At 49.2% G+C, this 16,170-nt stretch carries 16 protein-coding genes; 2 read left to right on the top strand and 14 right to left on the bottom strand.

Annotated elements, in window-relative coordinates; translation table 11 throughout:
• Positions 1-246: 246 nt before the first annotated feature.
• The 3 genes from KB186_RS26980 to groES all read right to left on the bottom strand — a co-directional run bounded on the left by KB186_RS26980 (position 247) and on the right by groES (position 3,229).
• Entirely contained in the window at positions 247-1,029 is a 783-nt protein-coding gene (locus tag KB186_RS26980; RefSeq protein ID WP_173611949.1) for an HAD family hydrolase, read from the bottom strand.
• 228 nt (positions 1,030-1,257) lie between these two features.
• Complete coding sequence (gene groL, locus KB186_RS26985; protein ID WP_047074052.1) at positions 1,258-2,889, bottom strand: chaperonin GroEL; 1,632 nt, start codon at positions 2,887-2,889, stop codon at positions 1,258-1,260.
• A 55-nt stretch (positions 2,890-2,944) separates the two neighbouring features.
• The gene (gene groES, locus KB186_RS26990; RefSeq protein WP_007721023.1) at positions 2,945-3,229 is read right to left on the bottom strand and encodes a co-chaperone GroES; all 285 of its coding nucleotides are present in this window, start codon (positions 3,227-3,229) and stop codon (positions 2,945-2,947) included.
• A 264-nt stretch (positions 3,230-3,493) separates the two neighbouring features.
• On the opposite strand from groES, the gene KB186_RS26995 reads away from it, so the two are divergent.
• Positions 3,494-4,813 (top strand): CAP-associated domain-containing protein, encoded by a 1,320-nt coding sequence (locus KB186_RS26995; RefSeq protein WP_173611948.1) that lies wholly within the window; start codon positions 3,494-3,496, stop codon positions 4,811-4,813.
• 65 nt (positions 4,814-4,878) lie between these two features.
• Here the strand turns inward: KB186_RS26995 and KB186_RS27000 are convergent, their stop codons facing one another.
• The 6 genes from KB186_RS27000 to KB186_RS27025 all read right to left on the bottom strand — a co-directional run bounded on the left by KB186_RS27000 (position 4,879) and on the right by KB186_RS27025 (position 8,849).
• Positions 4,879-5,298 (bottom strand): hypothetical protein, encoded by a 420-nt coding sequence (locus tag KB186_RS27000; protein WP_173611947.1) that lies wholly within the window; start codon positions 5,296-5,298, stop codon positions 4,879-4,881.
• A gap of 105 nt (positions 5,299-5,403) precedes the next feature.
• Positions 5,404-6,180: a twin-arginine translocase subunit TatC gene (gene tatC / locus KB186_RS27005; protein WP_173611946.1), complete on the bottom strand. Its 777-nt coding sequence runs from the start codon at positions 6,178-6,180 to the stop codon at positions 5,404-5,406.
• Between the two features lie 21 nt (positions 6,181-6,201).
• Complete coding sequence (gene tatA / locus KB186_RS27010) at positions 6,202-6,567, bottom strand: twin-arginine translocase TatA/TatE family subunit (RefSeq protein WP_173611945.1); 366 nt, start codon at positions 6,565-6,567, stop codon at positions 6,202-6,204.
• Between the two features lie 61 nt (positions 6,568-6,628).
• Positions 6,629-7,630 (bottom strand): molybdopterin-binding protein, encoded by a 1,002-nt coding sequence (locus KB186_RS27015; protein ID WP_173611944.1) that lies wholly within the window; start codon positions 7,628-7,630, stop codon positions 6,629-6,631.
• Positions 7,624-8,139 carry a MogA/MoaB family molybdenum cofactor biosynthesis protein gene (locus KB186_RS27020; RefSeq protein ID WP_012684262.1) on the bottom strand — a complete coding sequence of 172 codons (516 nt, stop codon included), beginning with the start codon at positions 8,137-8,139 and terminating at the stop codon, positions 7,624-7,626. Before KB186_RS27020 ends, KB186_RS27015 begins: the two co-directional genes overlap by 7 nt.
• 131 nt (positions 8,140-8,270) lie before the next feature.
• Positions 8,271-8,849 carry a 5-formyltetrahydrofolate cyclo-ligase gene (locus KB186_RS27025; protein ID WP_173611943.1) on the bottom strand — a complete coding sequence of 193 codons (579 nt, stop codon included), beginning with the start codon at positions 8,847-8,849 and terminating at the stop codon, positions 8,271-8,273.
• 107 nt (positions 8,850-8,956) lie between these two features.
• On the opposite strand from KB186_RS27025, the gene abc-f reads away from it, so the two are divergent.
• Positions 8,957-10,891: a ribosomal protection-like ABC-F family protein gene (gene abc-f, locus KB186_RS27030; RefSeq protein WP_173611942.1), complete on the top strand. Its 1,935-nt coding sequence runs from the start codon at positions 8,957-8,959 to the stop codon at positions 10,889-10,891.
• Positions 10,892-10,899: 8 nt separating this feature from the next.
• Here the strand turns inward: abc-f and KB186_RS27035 are convergent, their stop codons facing one another.
• The 5 genes from KB186_RS27035 to tsaE form a co-directional block, all read right to left on the bottom strand.
• On the bottom strand, positions 10,900-13,137 hold the full coding sequence (locus KB186_RS27035; protein ID WP_173611941.1) for a hypothetical protein: 2,238 nt from the start codon (positions 13,135-13,137) through the stop codon (positions 10,900-10,902).
• Between the two features lie 316 nt (positions 13,138-13,453).
• Positions 13,454-14,536 (bottom strand): tRNA (adenosine(37)-N6)-threonylcarbamoyltransferase complex transferase subunit TsaD, encoded by a 1,083-nt coding sequence (gene tsaD, locus KB186_RS27040; protein WP_173611940.1) that lies wholly within the window; start codon positions 14,534-14,536, stop codon positions 13,454-13,456.
• Entirely contained in the window at positions 14,536-14,991 is a 456-nt protein-coding gene (gene rimI / locus KB186_RS27045; protein ID WP_047074036.1) for a ribosomal protein S18-alanine N-acetyltransferase, read from the bottom strand. Before rimI ends, tsaD begins: the two co-directional genes overlap by 1 nt.
• A gap of 4 nt (positions 14,992-14,995) precedes the next feature.
• Positions 14,996-15,718, bottom strand: coding sequence for a tRNA (adenosine(37)-N6)-threonylcarbamoyltransferase complex dimerization subunit type 1 TsaB (gene tsaB, locus KB186_RS27050; protein WP_173611939.1), 723 nt, complete (start codon positions 15,716-15,718; stop codon positions 14,996-14,998).
• Positions 15,699-16,169: a tRNA (adenosine(37)-N6)-threonylcarbamoyltransferase complex ATPase subunit type 1 TsaE gene (tsaE, locus tag KB186_RS27055; RefSeq protein WP_007721055.1), complete on the bottom strand. Its 471-nt coding sequence runs from the start codon at positions 16,167-16,169 to the stop codon at positions 15,699-15,701. Before tsaE ends, tsaB begins: the two co-directional genes overlap by 20 nt.
• Position 16,170: the final 1 nt, after the last annotated feature.

A 16,170-nucleotide genomic window follows, 5' to 3' on the forward strand; every position in this document is an offset into this window, starting at 1 on the left:
AATCATTTAATGATAGACTCATTAACGCTTTCGCTGTTCAGTTTTCAAAGAGCATATCGTTCTTTTCTTTCGTCGTTAGCGCTTGTGGCGCCGACCTTTTAAACTATATCAGATCTTCTTTTGAAAATCAAGGGTTATTTTTAGAAGTTTGAAGTTTTTTTCATTCTCTCTAAAATTCCCTTCAAAAGCGACAAGAGTTATCATACCAAGTCGGTAGCAAAAACGCAAGCATTATTACCTAGAATTTTATCCCACTCCCGGTTTAGCTAGAACAGACAGGAATTCTCCCATAGAGCTAATAACAATTCGCGGCATGAAAAGCTCCGGAAGCTCTGACAATAACGGATTCTTGCACTCCCTCCTCCACTTCTCCAAGCAAAACAGACGCATTCCATGAACATTTGCACGCATCTGCGGTTGGAGCTTTAACAAGTCCTCTGGCAAATTTCGTTCTATTAAAATTGAGGTTACATGACTGCGGTTAGCAAGTTGAATGTCATGATCCAAACGATCTCCTACATGAGCAATTACTTTTCCCTGCAGTTTTTGCAAAATAGCTGGGTCAGGCTTGCCAATACCAGCTCGTTCTGGCGTAATGATCTCATCAAAGTAATCCAGCAAGCCTAGTGCCTCCATTACTGGTGCCTGAAACTTGTAAAAGCCATTTGTGACCACGGCTAAAGAAAAGCCCCGCTTCTTTATCTCCTCGAGTACCTGAAGAATTCCATCCTCGAGCAAATGAACCTTGGGCACTACAGAGTGTTTCCGAACCAACAATTCAATATCAATCCTTTTTTCTATACACCACGCATCGCATCTACTGACGAGGATATCATCCCAGTCATACGCTTCTACATAGCGTTCTTGGGACATACGCTGCTCATGCTCGGCTACCATTTCAGAAACAATGTCATGCTCTCTCCCCAATTGACCGGAGATAACACGCGCAATCTCCGGAAATACCCACGCCCCAAACGGGTTTTGCATCAAAGTTCCATCCAGATCAAAGCTAATCCAGCGCTTGCTCATTTTATCACCCCTGATACAAGTCCTTCCATAGATAGTCAAACACACCGTGTTGTATTCCCCAAATAGTGTAAGCACGCCTAACGGAATGGTGCTAAATTTTTCGTTCTTCAAAAAGATCAGCGGGTAAAGGAAGAATTCCACGCTCCGCTCAGATGGACGAATATGCACATAAAAAAAGAGACAGACGATCTGTCTGCCTCTCCTTGAAGAAAACGGCGAGCCGCTTTCTTACATCATGCCCATACCGCCCATGCCACCCATATCTGGCATGCCCATAGGAGCTTTGTTTTCTTCTGGTTTGTCAGCAATTACTGCTTCTGTAGTCAGGAACATAGCCGCTACAGATGCAGCGTTGGACAGTGCGGAGCGAGTAACTTTCGCCGCGTCAACGATACCAGCTTCGAGCATGTTTACATACTCTTCAGTTGCAGCGTTGAAGCCAATGCCCACTGCTTCTTTTTTCAGACGCTCTACGATTACAGAACCTTCGAGTCCTGCGTTCGCAGCGATTTGACGAACTGGCTCTTCCAAGGAACGGAGTACGATTTGTACACCTACAGCCTCTTCGCCACCTACATTGATCGCTTCAACTGCTTTGATTGCGTTGATCAAAGTAGTACCACCGCCAGGTACGATACCTTCTTCTACTGCTGCGCGAGTAGAGTTCAGAGCGTCCTCGATGCGGAGTTTTTTCTCTTTCAATTCGGTTTCAGTAGCTGCACCGACTTTGATTACTGCTACACCGCCAGCCAATTTAGCCAGACGCTCTTGCAGTTTTTCGCGATCGAAATCGGAAGTAGTATCTTCGATTTGTTGACGGATTTGGGTTACGCGGCTCTCGATGGAAGCCTTGTCGCCAGCACCTTCAACAACAGTTGTGTTTTCTTTTGTAACCACGATTTTGCCAGCGCGACCCAGTTGCTCCAGCTTAGTGGATTTCAGGTCCAGACCCAGCTCTTCTGTGATTACTTCGCCGCCAGTCAGAGCAGCGATGTCTTGCAGCATAGCTTTGCGGCGGTCGCCGAAGCCAGGTGCTTTAACCGCTACAGCTGTGAAGGTACCACGCAGTTTGTTCACTACGAGAGTAGCGAGCGCTTCGCCTTCAACATCTTCAGCGATGATCAGGAGTGGTTTGCCGCTTTGTACGACTTGCTCCAGTACAGGCAGAACTTCCTGGATGTTGGAGATTTTTTTGTCAGTGATCAGGATGTAAGGGTTGTTCAGAACCGCTTCCATCTTGTCAGTGTCAGTGATCATGTAAGGGGAAGCGTAGCCACGGTCGAATTGCATACCTTCTACTACTTCCAGCTCTGTTACGAATCCTTTGGATTCTTCAACAGTGATTACGCCATCTTTGCCCACTTTTTCCATTGCTTCAGCGATCAGGTTACCTACTTCTTGATCGTCAGCGGAAATAGCAGCTACTTGCGCGATAGAGGATTTGTTCTCAACCGGCTTCGCGATGGATTTGATTTCTTCTACAGCTGCACGAACTGCTTTTTCCATACCACGACGGATAACCATTGGGTTAGCGCCAGCAGTTACGTTTTTCAGACCTTCACGGATCATAGCTGCAGCAAGTACAGTTGCAGTTGTTGTACCGTCACCAGCGATGTCGTTGGTTTTGGTAGCAACTTCTTTAACCAGTTGCGCACCCATGTTTTCGTAAGCGTCTTCCAGCTCGATTTCTTTCGCGATGGTAACACCGTCGTTAGTGATCAACGGAGAACCGAATTTTTTCTCAAGAACCACGTTACGGCCTTTTGGACCGAGGGTTACTTTAACCGCATTTGCCAAAGTTTCAACACCGCGCAGCATGGAGCGGCGAGCGTCTTCAGAGAATTTGACTTGTTTAGCCATCTAAACTCAACCTCCTGTTATGTGTTTATTCGTTCGACTTCCTATGTCAAGAGCCTTAACCGATGATCGCGAGGATATCGGATTCGCGCAGCACGAGGTATTCCTTGTTGTCTACCTTTACTTCAGTACCAGCGTATTTGGAGAAGATTACTTTATCGCCTTCTTTTACTTCCAAAGCGATGCGCTCGCCGTTGTCAGCAACACGGCCAGAACCTACTGCGATTACGCGGCCTTCTTGCGGTTTTTCCTTTGCAGAATCAGGCAAAACGATACCGCTTGCAGTCGTTTCGTCTTTGGAGATAGCTTCGATTACCACACGGTCACCCAATGGCTTAAGCACTAAAAACACCCTCCTCAAAAAATGTAGGTAAACAAATTTACGTTGTTAGCACTCGACTGTTATGAGTGCTAACACCCAATTCCTATAATAATGAATCACTATGTACTTTGCAAGTAGTTTCCCTCACTTTTTTCCATTTGCAACTGCTTGACTACTCTTCCTCCTATTAAATAGCATTCTCTAGCAAAAAGGTTCTAGTATTCGGACACGCTCATATAAATGAAACATAGAATCAGGCAAGCTCGCCAAGGAGGGAATTGTTCCATGCACAAATGGCTCTGGATTGGCTTAATTGCCCTGGGAGTCTTGGGAATCAGCCGTCTCTTCACTTCGGATACTACTTCCTTTATACGGGTCAACCTTAACCCCGCCTCCATCTATTGGGATGGCCGTGAAATCGTCACAAGCGAAAAGCCCGGGTACTACATGCAGGAAGGCAAGGAAATACCAGCTTCCCTAAAATACGAAGGGACGCTATATGTACCTCTCTCCATGATCAGTCGTCACTTGAATAAGCCTGTCGGGTGGGATGAAACTTCCCAAACCGCCTGGGTGGGTCAACCTCCCGTATTCTCCATCGGACAGCCTGAAAAACAGACTACACCCGATGCCGTCCCTGCCTCTCTGTCGCTTCCCCAAAAGCCTGCAACAGCCAAACCACCTGCAGCACTCATTCGAGAGGAGAAGCCTAACACGATTTTTGGCATCGCTCTCGGTATTTCTTCTGAGGAAGTCCACAAACGGTTAGGTGAGCCTGCTCGCAAAGAGCCAAGCAGTCTCGGCTATCAATGGTGGGTGTATAATCGTGACCCTGCGCGATACATTCAAGTCGGCATCGCAAATGACAAAGTCGTCGATGTGTATTCGCTCGCTCCTACAGCAAAGCTCGGAAACATCGGAGTCGGCACCAGCCAGCAATCACTGGAACGTCAGTTGGATGTACAAAACATTGTTTCTTTCTCTTTTCAGGGGGCACACATTCAGATCACCAATCAAAAGCAGCAACGCCCTCTCGTCATGAAAGACGGCACACCCTACATTTATTATTTGGACAAGCAGAATGGCAACAAGGTCACCGCAGTACGTATGATGGATACGCAAATGCTGTTGCGCGGCAGTTTTTACGAAACGAAATGGACCTATCAAGGTCAGGCGCCCAATTTTGATCCCCCTCCGCTTCGTGTTGGTGAACGAGAACAAGTCAATGCTGCATCTGAGCGCCAAATCCTCGATCTGGTCAACGTCTCCCGCTACCGATATAAGCTTCCGCCCCTTCAATGGAATGAAAAGGCTGCCGATGTGGCACGAAAACACAGCATGGACATGGAGGGTAACAATTTCTTCGATCATATCTCTGCGACTACGGGGAGTAATCCATTTGACCGCATGAAAAGTGCCTCTCTCGCTTACAGCATGGCTGGAGAGAATATTGCAGCAGGTTACACGGATGCCATCGAAGCCCATGAAGGTTGGATGAATAGTCCAGGCCATCGTAAAAACGTACTCGAAAAAGGCTTCACCCAGCTAGGAGTGGGTGTATATACAGACTACTTCACCCAAACCTTCCTCACTCCCACAAAATAATCGAAAAGCCCGGTCTCGTCGCTTTTTATGGACGACCGGGCTTGTTTTTGCAAAACAGGTGCACTTTACGGCAATTTAACCTGTTCCCTCAGGTGGTCAACTTTTTCAGTAAACTCCACAACAACCGTCTCATATTCTTTCGTGTGCAGGATCAGCCACGGACGACGCTCCCCTTTTTTGGGCATGATGACAAACATCTCTGCAATCATCGCATCGAGCTTTGCGGATTTTAGCTTGATCGGCTTTGGGGGGACTAGCGGAATTTTTACGATCATAGCGGAATCCAACGATGGATTAAACTCCAAGACCCGCCCGCTCACACTCTGCAAAATCTGTTGGGCTTCCTCCTGAAATCCAGCTGTATTTTCAAAGCTAGCCACAACGCGTTGCTTGTCCGTATCAAACAGCTCAATAGGCTCCCCCAGCCCGGCGGCATTAACAGTACTCCCTGAAAAAAACAACGCCAAACATACGATCAGCCACATGTTCCGCACCTCCCGGATCATAACGACCGTAGTATTTCCCAATTGCTGCTGGAATACCAAAAAAAGTCCTCTGCCACTCAGGACAGAAGACTTTTCTCATACAAGTTATTGAACGGGTTCGTTTGTTTCCAAACTGCCGTATTCTTGTTCCCACGCTTCTTGTTCTTTCAATTGCTTGCGATAAACAACACGGGATAGCCAAATGCTCAGCTCGTACAAAAGCAGCAAAGGGATGATCACGAGAATATCGCTGACAATCTCGGGAGGCGTCAAGGTAATCCCGACGACAGCCAATGCAAAGTAAGCGTAACGTCGTGCTTTTGCCAGCCTCATTGGATTGAGGATGCGCAGTCTCGTCAGGAACATGACGATAATTGGCAACTGGAACAGTATCCCGAACGGAATGACCATATTAAACATGAAACCAAAGTATTGCGCGATTCCGTAGTTCGGGTCAGCGCCCATCGATGCTGTAATACTGGTCATAAACTGCATAACCATCGGGAAAACGACGTAGTAGCCAAACACGATACCAACGATAAACAGAAAACAAGCCGCCGGGATGAAATAAAGCGTCCCGCGCTTTTCATGTACTTCCATCCCTGGTGAGACAAAACGCCAAACGTGATAAAGTGCTACAGGCAGTGTGATGACAGCGCCCACAAGGAAGGCAACCTGCATGTAAACACGAAGTGCGTCTGACGGATGCAACGAGACAATGGGCACGCCATCCGCAATCGGTTCTTGCTTTAAATAATCCACGAGTGGACCGGCGAGGAAAAAACCGACGATCAATGCGACAATAAACACGGCCAGCACCCATATGATGCGCTTGCGCAGTTCCGTCAGGTGTTCTACCACTGTCATTTCCTGATCCTTCATGGTAACCACCAACCTTACCTGTTACGCGTTCTTCTGCTCTTTTTCCATTTGCAGGCGCTCTTGCTCCAGCTTTTCGCGGATTTCTTTTTCCAAGCGCTCGCGTTCCATTTTTTCACGAACTTCGCGTTCAATTCGCTCCCGCTCGGCTGCTTCCTTCTCAGCGATAACCGGCGTTGTTTTGGCAGACGCTTCTTTTGCGGCTAGCTCCTTGCGCTTTTTCTCTTCATCGTCGTCTTCATCATCGCTTGTCAGACTACGCGTAGCATTTTTGAATTCTTTCAAAGTATGACCTACCGCACGCCCCAATTCTGGAAGCTTTTTCGGACCAAAAAGCACCAAGGCTAAAACTAAAATTAAGATTAATCCAGGAATCCCGATTGAGCTCATACGTGTTCACTCCTTTTTCTTGTGAAGTCATTTGCTTTTCGTTATTTGCCAGTCTAACCAGCTAGCACTTTCGTAAACCACCATATCCGAGTCTTGTCATATCGGAAGCCACAATTCGCTCCCCAGCTAAGATGCGCGGCAAAAACACATCAAAGGAAGTAAACGTTTCATGCATGACTGCTCCCGGCAACCCGAGAATCGGCACATCACCTTTGTAAGCAACCATCAGCATGGAGCCCGGCAGCATCGGCGTACCGTAGCGCACCACTTCTGCTCCTACTCCTGCAATCGCTCCCGGCGTGCGATCATCTGGATCGACAGACATGCCCCCCGTGACCAGGATCAGATCGACCCCTTCATCGAGGAATGAGTGAATCTGTTGTTCGATCGCTTCCTTGTCATCTGGGGCAAAACGCTGGTCCACGACAGTAGATCCGAGAGCTTCCACCTTGCTTCGAATGACAGGACCGAACTTATCTGCAATCCTGCCAGAGAAGACTTCTCCCCCTGTCGTAACAAGTCCCACTTTTTTATCCTGAAACGTTTTTACTTGTACAATCGGTTCTTCAAACTGTTTGGCCAGTTGCTCCAGCTCGATGATTCGAGACTCCTCCATAATTAACGGGATGATTCTCGTAGCCGCCAATGTATGTCCGGGATGTACGACCTGATCGCCGTAAATCGTGGAGAACGCAATTCCTTCAAGCTTGTTCAACGCATGGACAGCTTCCTCGTTGATTTTGGCTAAACCTGTTCTGGCGGCCTTCATTGATACTTTGCCCTCATAAGGAGGCGTTAAGGTCAAGCCTGGTCCAGAAACAGCCTTGGCGATACGAATGCCCGCTTCTTCCTCATGGATGTAGCCTTCTGGCATCTCCAGGACGTAAATATGCTCTTTGCCAATGGACAACAGCGGCTCAATATCCGCCTCGGTGACAACATGTCCTTTTTTGAACAAGCGTCCTTTGAATTCTCCAGGCAAAATTTGCGTCATATCGTGAGGAAGCATCATTCCGATCGCTTCACGCACTGGCACTTCCCGCATCTGAGGTTTTTCTACCAATGCAATCCTCCCCAATCTTCGTTTGCTTCTCCCGTTCCTTGCAAAATGTGCAAAGCGTCGGAAAGCATATCGCCAATCGCATTGAAACAGATTTCTACGCCTTTCGGATTCCCAGGGAGGTTGATGATCAATGAATTACCCCTGGTTCCGGCAACGGCACGGGTCAGCATTGCCCGTCGGGATTGCTTCAAACCAGCACGGCGCATTTCTTCGGCCAAGCCTGGGACTGGTCTGTCAATGACCCACGCTGTCACTTCTGGCGTAACGTCACGCGGGCTAAGTCCTGTGCCCCCTGTAACAATCAACAGATCGCATTTTTCGCGGTCTACGAGCTCAATCATATGTTCTTGCAAATCTTCCATATCATCACTAACGGCACGGTATACAGCGACATCTACTTGAAGCCATTCCCTTGTCAGATGACGAACGATTGGCATACGATCGTCCACACGATCTCCTCTGGCAATCGAATCACTTGCAGAAATAACGCCTACCTTCCATTTGCTCACGATACATTCCTCCGGTTTCTCATTCGATAGTATTGTACACTTTTCTGTCAAAAACGTCTCGTCGTTTTTCCTTGGTGGATAGCACCATTCGCAGCAGGAGAAGGCATGAAAAAGCTACTGACACAAAACATTCAAAAATGCAGCAGACCTTTTTCGGTGACAACTGCATCTAGCAAAACATCATGAGACTCTAGGGGCACATGCTCCACAACCTGAATAGAGAAACCGACTCCAACCAAGAACGGGAGCTTTTTCAGCGTTGCCAGAAAGCGGTCATAATAACCACCGCCATACCCCATACGTCCGCCCTTGCTGTCAAAAGCAACGCCGGGAACAACGATCGCATCCAAGTGTGAAACGTCCGCTTCCTCTGCCAGGGCAGGATCTGGCTCCCAAATCCCGTAGACTCCTTGCTTTAGCATGTGCGTTCCTGTATACCGATACGGAATGAGACGTCTCTCGGCAACGTTTGTGAGCGGCAACCATATGTCTTGGCCTCGCTTTTTTGCCTCATGTAGAAAGGGCAGAATATCCAGTTCATCGCCAAAAGGATGGAAAGCCATGATTGCTTTGGCATCAGCCAGCCTTTCATGAGACAGCAAATGATCGCATACTTCTCTGGAAAGCTGCTCTCGTTCCTTTGCAGACATGGACTTGCGCCTCTCCAAAATATGGCTTCGCAGCTGTTTTTTATTCGTTTTTTGGTCCATGACAACCTCTTCCCTCTTTCGTAACGTGCTTGGGACATTCCCACGAGGCTTGTCCCATCCGCTCTCTCTAGGCTACACTGGCATTAGTATATAAAGAGGTGAATCCGATGATTTTGCTACAAGCTGAACATATAGAAAAAACGTATGGTATCGAAACCATTCTACAAGACATCTCCCTGCAAATTCAAACCGGGGAACGGGTTGGTCTGGTTGGCGTAAACGGTGCAGGCAAATCGACTCTGATGAAGATCCTCGCCGGCGAGCTAAGCTACGACAAAGGAATTATCCGCATTCCAAAGGATGTTACACTCGGGTATTTGGCACAAAACAGCGGCCTTGAATCGGAACGATCGATTTGGGATGAGTTGTTGAGCGTTTTTTCCCATCTACAAAAAGAAGAGCTGGAGCTTCGTGAGCTAGAGGCCAAAATGGGTGATCCGGCTATTCTCGCTGATGAGAAGCGTTACCAGCAACTGTTGGAAAATTACTCTCACCGCTCGGAGGCCTTTAAAGAAAAAGGCGGATACAGCTACGAAGGTGCGATTCGCGGGGTTTTGCACGGTCTGCGCTTTGCAGACTTCGATTACACGACGCCGATCCGCACATTGAGCGGTGGACAAAAGACTCGTCTGGCACTCGCCAAGCTGCTGCTCCAATCTCCGACTATTCTTCTGCTCGATGAGCCGACGAACTACTTGGACATCGAGACACTGACTTGGCTGGAGACGTATTTGCAAAACTATCAGGGCGCCATTCTCGTCGTTTCCCATGACCGTTACTTTTTGGACAAGCTCGTGACCGTTGTCTATGAAATCGAACGGACACGCGCTACCCGCTATGTCGGTAACTACAGCCGCTTCCTCGATGAAAAGGCGGCTCGGCTCGAACAGGATTTGAAGCGATTTGAAAAACAACAGGAAGAAATCGCCAAGCTGGAGGATTTCATCGCGCGAAATATCGCTCGGGCTACGACGACCAAACGTGCACAGAGCCGACGCAAGACGTTGGAAAAGATGGACCGCTTGGACAAGCCGATTATGAACAACAAATCCGTCCACTTCTCCTTTGATGTGGCGAAAATGAGCGGCACCATTGTGATGAAAGCAAACAACGTCGCGATTGGCTACCCGGATGCTGTCCTTTCTCAGGGCCTTACGTTTGAAATCGAGCGCGAGGAGCGTGTGGCCTTGGTCGGTCCCAATGGTATCGGGAAATCGACACTGTTAAAAACGATTGTGGAACAGTTGCCCAAGCTGCGCGGCGATATTCATTTCGGAAGCAATGTAACGATCGGGTACTACGATCAGGAGCATCGTAACCTGAACGAACGGAATACAGTGCTCGGCGAAATTTGGGATGAATACCCGAACATGCTGGAAAAGGATGTCCGCACCTTGCTCGGCAACTTCTTGTTTAGCGGTGATGATGTACAAAAGAAGATCAGCGACCTGTCTGGAGGAGAGCGTGCACGCGTCTCTCTGGCAAAGCTCATGCTGAAGCAAGCAAACTTCCTAATCTTCGACGAGCCGACGAACCATTTGGATATTTTCAGCAAGGAAGTGCTCGAGAACGCCCTCTACGATTATCCGGGTACGATCCTGTTCGTCTCCCATGACCGTTACTTCTTAAACAAGATTGCCACCCGCGTACTGGAGCTGACAGGCGATGGCGTGACCAGCTATTTGGGTAACTACGATTACTTTGTGGAGAAAAAGCAGGAACTGGAAGAGCTCGCAGCCGAACAAGCAGCGCAGCCCGCAAAGAAACAAGGCGGTACCGTAGCGGCACAGCCTGAGAAATCCTCTTATGAGCTAGATAAGGAAGCGAAACGTCGCGAACGTCAACGTCAGCGCCGTTTGGAAGAGATTGAGGTCACGATCCAAAAACGAGAGGCTGACATTGTCAAATGGGAAGAAGAGCTCTGTCTCCCGGAAATTTATAGCGATCATGTGCAGGCAAAAGAACGCAACGATCAAATCCATGCTGCCAAAGAAGAACTGGAGCAGTTGTATGACGAGTGGAGCGCGCTATCAGAGGAGTAATCCCCTCTTTACGTAGAACAGCGCTCCTGTGCAGGCTCCTCCAAGGCGGCATAGAGAGCAGGCACCACCAGAAAGGTAATGCAGGTGGCTGCTGTGACGATGCCTGAGTCATTGAGGATCAACCCAGCCAGTGCACCCACAATGACACCAACAAAGCCTTTAACCAAGTATGGCGTGTCCTTCGCCAGATGGTGCAAAAAGCGGTCGTTTTTCAAGGTGAGAACGCCTAGAGCAATCAGGGAGACGACAAATGCTTTGCTCCAAATCGAAACGCGAATCAAGCGGAGATTCATCGCCAGCTTGCGTTCAATCATCTGCCCTACTTCGGACCATTCCCCATGTACAATCTGCTGAGAAAGCCGTCCAACATGAGTTAAGGGCTGATCTGACATGAGACTGATCGCCATCAAACTGCATACACCCATAACCAGGCCGCCTGCCAACAACAGGAGGCCTTTTTTGCCGATTCGCCAGCCCTCAAGACGTGACAATGCCACGGTAAATCCGATCAACCCGGCAAGAAAACCGCCCGCGTCCGTTCCCAGGTTCGGTGCCACCATATAGTAAAGCACGACACCGTATATAGCCACGGAGACAGCAGGTAACCATTTATTTTCCCTACTTAGCTCCTTTTGTCCCCCACGTATTCTCTCATACAACGAAGCTACTAGCATGATCGTGCTGCCGATCAGAACCCCTTCGTATTCATTTCCTAACCCGTAAAACCTCGCTCCGATTACTGGATCATACCCGAGGTACGATTGTCGCATCAAATGAGCGTCAGTCCATCCGTCTGCCAGCAGGATGGTTGTTGTGACTCCGCTAACCGTCATCACGATTCGCGGGAGAGCATGAGCTTCCTGCCAAAAAGCCGCGATCAAGGCAGTCATGATGAGCCCTCCCAAGACAACCGCGCCAGATACCTGCCAGTCGAGCAGGCTCTCTGCCAAGAGCAATGCGGGAAACCATAATAAAGCCAGCAGCGCGAGACGTATTCCTCTACGAAGCCGAAAATGTCCCACTCCTTCCCGCTTCCGACCAAACCACCAGAGAACAACCGCACATCCTACAATGACAATCTGCAGCATGACATAGGTATATAGCACGGCTGGCCGTGTCGCATATGTATGATGAATTGCGTCTACCTGATTCTGAAGGGCAAGAAGGCCATCCCCTTTTTCAATACGTATGACATGACCAGCCAATCCTTTTGGTACGGGTACGTCCAGCCAAGACAATATAGTTGGTACCATATCGAGTCCACTGATTAATCCCGACTTTCTCGTGGTAGCTGATGTCAAAAGTCCACTCGCTTTGTCTCCCCACATTAACACTGGAGACAAGAGAGCCTTTTCTTTTGTCGCCACACGATTGACGGCTGGCGATGCCAATACAATTCGTTGGTGTGGTTTACGTTCCACAAGGAGCTGGTCAAGGAAAAGAGACAAATCACGCAAAACGCGGTGATGCTGCCGGGTAAACTGATCCGGGTCCATATCCGCACTCAACTGGTATAACCGGGATAAATCTGAGAGTTGAGCAATGATCAAGCCCGCTTGACGCTCACTGCGGATTTTCTCAAGCAGGTACGTGTAATTGGTCTTGATCCCGTACGGATAGCCACGAAGGAGCTCCATGCTTTTTGAAGAAATGTCCCCTTTCGGAATCCTTCCTTGCTGATCCATCGCAAACAGAACAGCATGTCTCTGGCGGAAATCCTCATAGTCACCATTTCCGTATAAAGCGACCTGAATGTTGTTGGCTGCAAGCACGGTCCCAAGAAGCCCGATTTGCGCAGAATACGGTTTCTCCCGATTATCTGCCAAGAGCCGGAAAATACCCGGAAAAATGATCGAGGAGCGCGCCACCTCCTGCGCCTGATCACTGCCTAGCTCTTGCGCCCGTTCAACTGCTGTTTCCCTGGACGAGAGCGCCTCGTATGGATGATAGCCTGTCCCGCTCTTATCAGAGTAAAGCGCTTGACCGCCGCTCCCCATAAGTAGGTAGCCGTTTGCGGCTGTGCGCGATCCGGGTGTTCTTATGGAAAGAGCCCCAGCTCCTGCACCATCCAGCCATTTATCCACAGTAGATAACTTTTTGAGCTGCTCCAGATCATGAAACGACATCCCCTCCACAAACAGCATGATGACTTGTTGTTTTTCCTTTGCCATCAACGGTTTTCCTATATTTGTAGCTAGAAACAATATCAGGAATGACAAGCAAATCAGCGCAAGTTTCTTTCTCACGAGTCTCCCCCCTGTTGATAACTCGACTTTTTTATCCACATTTTCCACAAAATAATCCACAGAGTACATGCGGTTTTCCCGGTCATTTTCTCGTGTTATCACCAGTATTCACAGGAGTACATGTGAACAATCCAGAAAGTTATCCTATGATGTGGATAAATCATAGGAGATGGACGGAACAGCTACACCTTTTGCTTCTGCTTGCTTCTGCTAGCATATAGGGGTGTAATATTTTCTGGTGAGGCCCCCAGTAATTTTAAACAAACAAAAAAAGCATCTCTGATCCAACCTCAGAGATGCTTTTATTCCATTCACTCTATTGCTCAGAAAGCGACAGGCTTGGGACTCCGTTTAAATCAAGCCCTTCAAACTGTCCTTTTTCATACTTGATAAAGCCTGCTGCCCCAATCATCGCAGCGTTGTCTGTGCATAACGAGAACGGAGGAATCACGAGAGGAATTCCTTCTGCCTCGCATCTCGCTTGCAGTCTCTCACGCAGTCCACGATTCGCCGCAACGCCCCCAGCCAGCAATACCTGCTTCGCTCCATGCGAGCGAGCAGCCCGAATCGTCTTTTCTACGAGCACCTCTGTTACAGAGTCTTGGAAGCTTGCCGCCAGATTCGCCGGTTCGATCGTCTCTCCTCGCTGTGCTGCATTGTGCAAGGTATTGAGCACAGCTGATTTCAAGCCACTGAAGCTGAAATCGTAGGAATCTGGCTCCAGCCATGAACGAGGGAGCGGTACATTTGCCTCCCCTTCATGTGCGAGGCGATCAATATGAGGTCCGCCTGGATACGGCATATTCAGCGCTCGTGCTACTTTGTCGTACGCTTCCCCTGCAGCGTCATCCCGCGTTTCCCCCAAAATCTCAAACTGACCGTGCTCCTTCATCCAGACAAGCTCTGTGTGCCCGCCCGATACGACGAGCGCAATCAGCGGAAACTCCATTTCTTGCACCAGACGATTCGCGTAAATATGACCCGCGATATGATGCACTCCGATTAGCGGGATGCCTCTGGCTATGGAAATGGCTTTTGCTGCTGCCACGCCAACTAACAGGGCTCCGACAAGCCCAGGCCCGTACGTCACCGCAATTGCCTGAATGTCATCCAACGTTTTTCCAGCTTCGGTCAGGGCCTCTTCGATGGTTAGCGTAATATTCTCTACATGTCTGCGAGAAGCCACCTCCGGCACGACTCCGCCAAACCTTTTATGGATATCGGCTTGGGAAGCGATGACGTTCGACAGTACCTCCTGACCATCGCGAATGACAGCAGCCGATGTCTCGTCGCAGCTTGTTTCAATTCCTAAAATATAAGTAGGAGCACCTGATTCCCTATGTGCTTCGTATTTTTGCTGTATGCGCTTCTCGTAGCGCGACGTATACGTCTTGTTCATTACAATGTCACCCACATAATGATTGCGTCCTCATTGTTATCCGAATAATATCCCTTGCGCCGCCCATGCTCTTTAAAGCCGAGCTTGATATACATGTTCCGCGCGACTGTGTTCGAAGGTCGAACTTCGAGCGTCATGCTATGGGCACCCTGCATCTTGGCAACACCCATCATTTTGATCATCAGCGCCAATCCAACCTTCTTTCCACGATATAATGGATGGACGGCGATATTGGTAATGTGTGCCTCATCGATCACGATCCACATGCCGCAATAAGCGATAACCCGATTTTGGTGAACGACGACTACATAGCGTGCATTTGGATTTCTCGTCAGCTCGTTGACAAATGCATCATGCGGCCATGGAGTTGTAAAAGCCAAGCGCTCCAGCTCTGCCACAGCCCCAACGTCCTGCATCGTCATATAACGATATTCCAAATCGATTGGTTGACTCATGCTTTTACTCCTTTACGGCCCCCGCCTGCTTTTGGGCAAGCCACTTCGCTTCTGCTTCTGCCAGTTGCAAATACTCTGGAACCAGTTCATGCGCATTTCCGCCGTCTTGAAGCTTGCGCAGTGCCACATAGCCGATATGGGCAGCACGCGGGTGATTGAACGCTGGAGAAGCAAATTGCGCCTGATTCCCTAACTCTTGTACAATCGTCTCCCGGTGAAGCCTTACATCTTCACCCAAGAACAAAATCGGCTCTCCTTGCGCCTGATCTCGCAACAGTGGCAGCCATTCACGCAACAGGATGATTTGTTCTGTGGACTGCGCTCGCACCGCCTCCATGCCATCGGAACGATAACAGCCGGTATACACTTGACCTCTGCGCGCATCGAACAGCGGTACAATCAATCCAGAGAACCCGGTGGCATTCATGGCGATTACCTCCAGACTGGATACACCGATGACTGGCACATTCAGTGACCAAGCCATGCTTTTTGCAGAGGCAACACCGATTCTCACGCCCGTGTAGGAGCCTGGTCCATTCGCCACCCCGAAACCACTGAGATCCTCTGGCGCTGTTCCTGTTGCATCGAGCAGTTCACTGACGCAGTCCATCAGACGCACGGAATGGTTTTTTTGCTGGTTCGTCGTCATTTCGGCCAAGACCCGCTCTTCCTCTACCACAGCTACACTTAGCACCAGATTCGATGTATCAATCGCCAGTACGCGCATCAAAATCAAACTCCTCACACAATTTCACATAACGATTCCCTTGAGGAACCAGCTCGATCATCCGCTGTTCCTCTCCTTCTCTACGCAGGAAGACGGTCATCCGATCTGTCGGCAGGACATCCTCGATTAAAGAGGCCCACTCTACGACACAGACACCTTCTCCAAAAAAGTAATCGTCCAGACCAAGAGAGTCTGGATCATCGCCTACCCGGTAGACGTCCATATGGTAAAGCGGCAAGCGCCCCTGATATTCTTTTATGATGGTAAAGGTCGGACTGTTCACTACTTGTCGAACTCCTAGTCCTTTGGCCAACCCCTGGGTAAAAGTCGTCTTGCCCGCTCCCAGATCCCCCTCCATCGCGAGGAAGTCACCTGGCTCAAGCAGACTTGCCAGTTGCTCGGCAAAGCGCTGCGTCTCTTGCGCTCCCGTGAGCCTCCAAGTATAACTCATC

The sequence above is a fragment of the Brevibacillus sp. AF8 genome (assembly GCF_021270385.1).
Lineage (GTDB): Bacteria > Bacillota > Bacilli > Brevibacillales > Brevibacillaceae > Brevibacillus.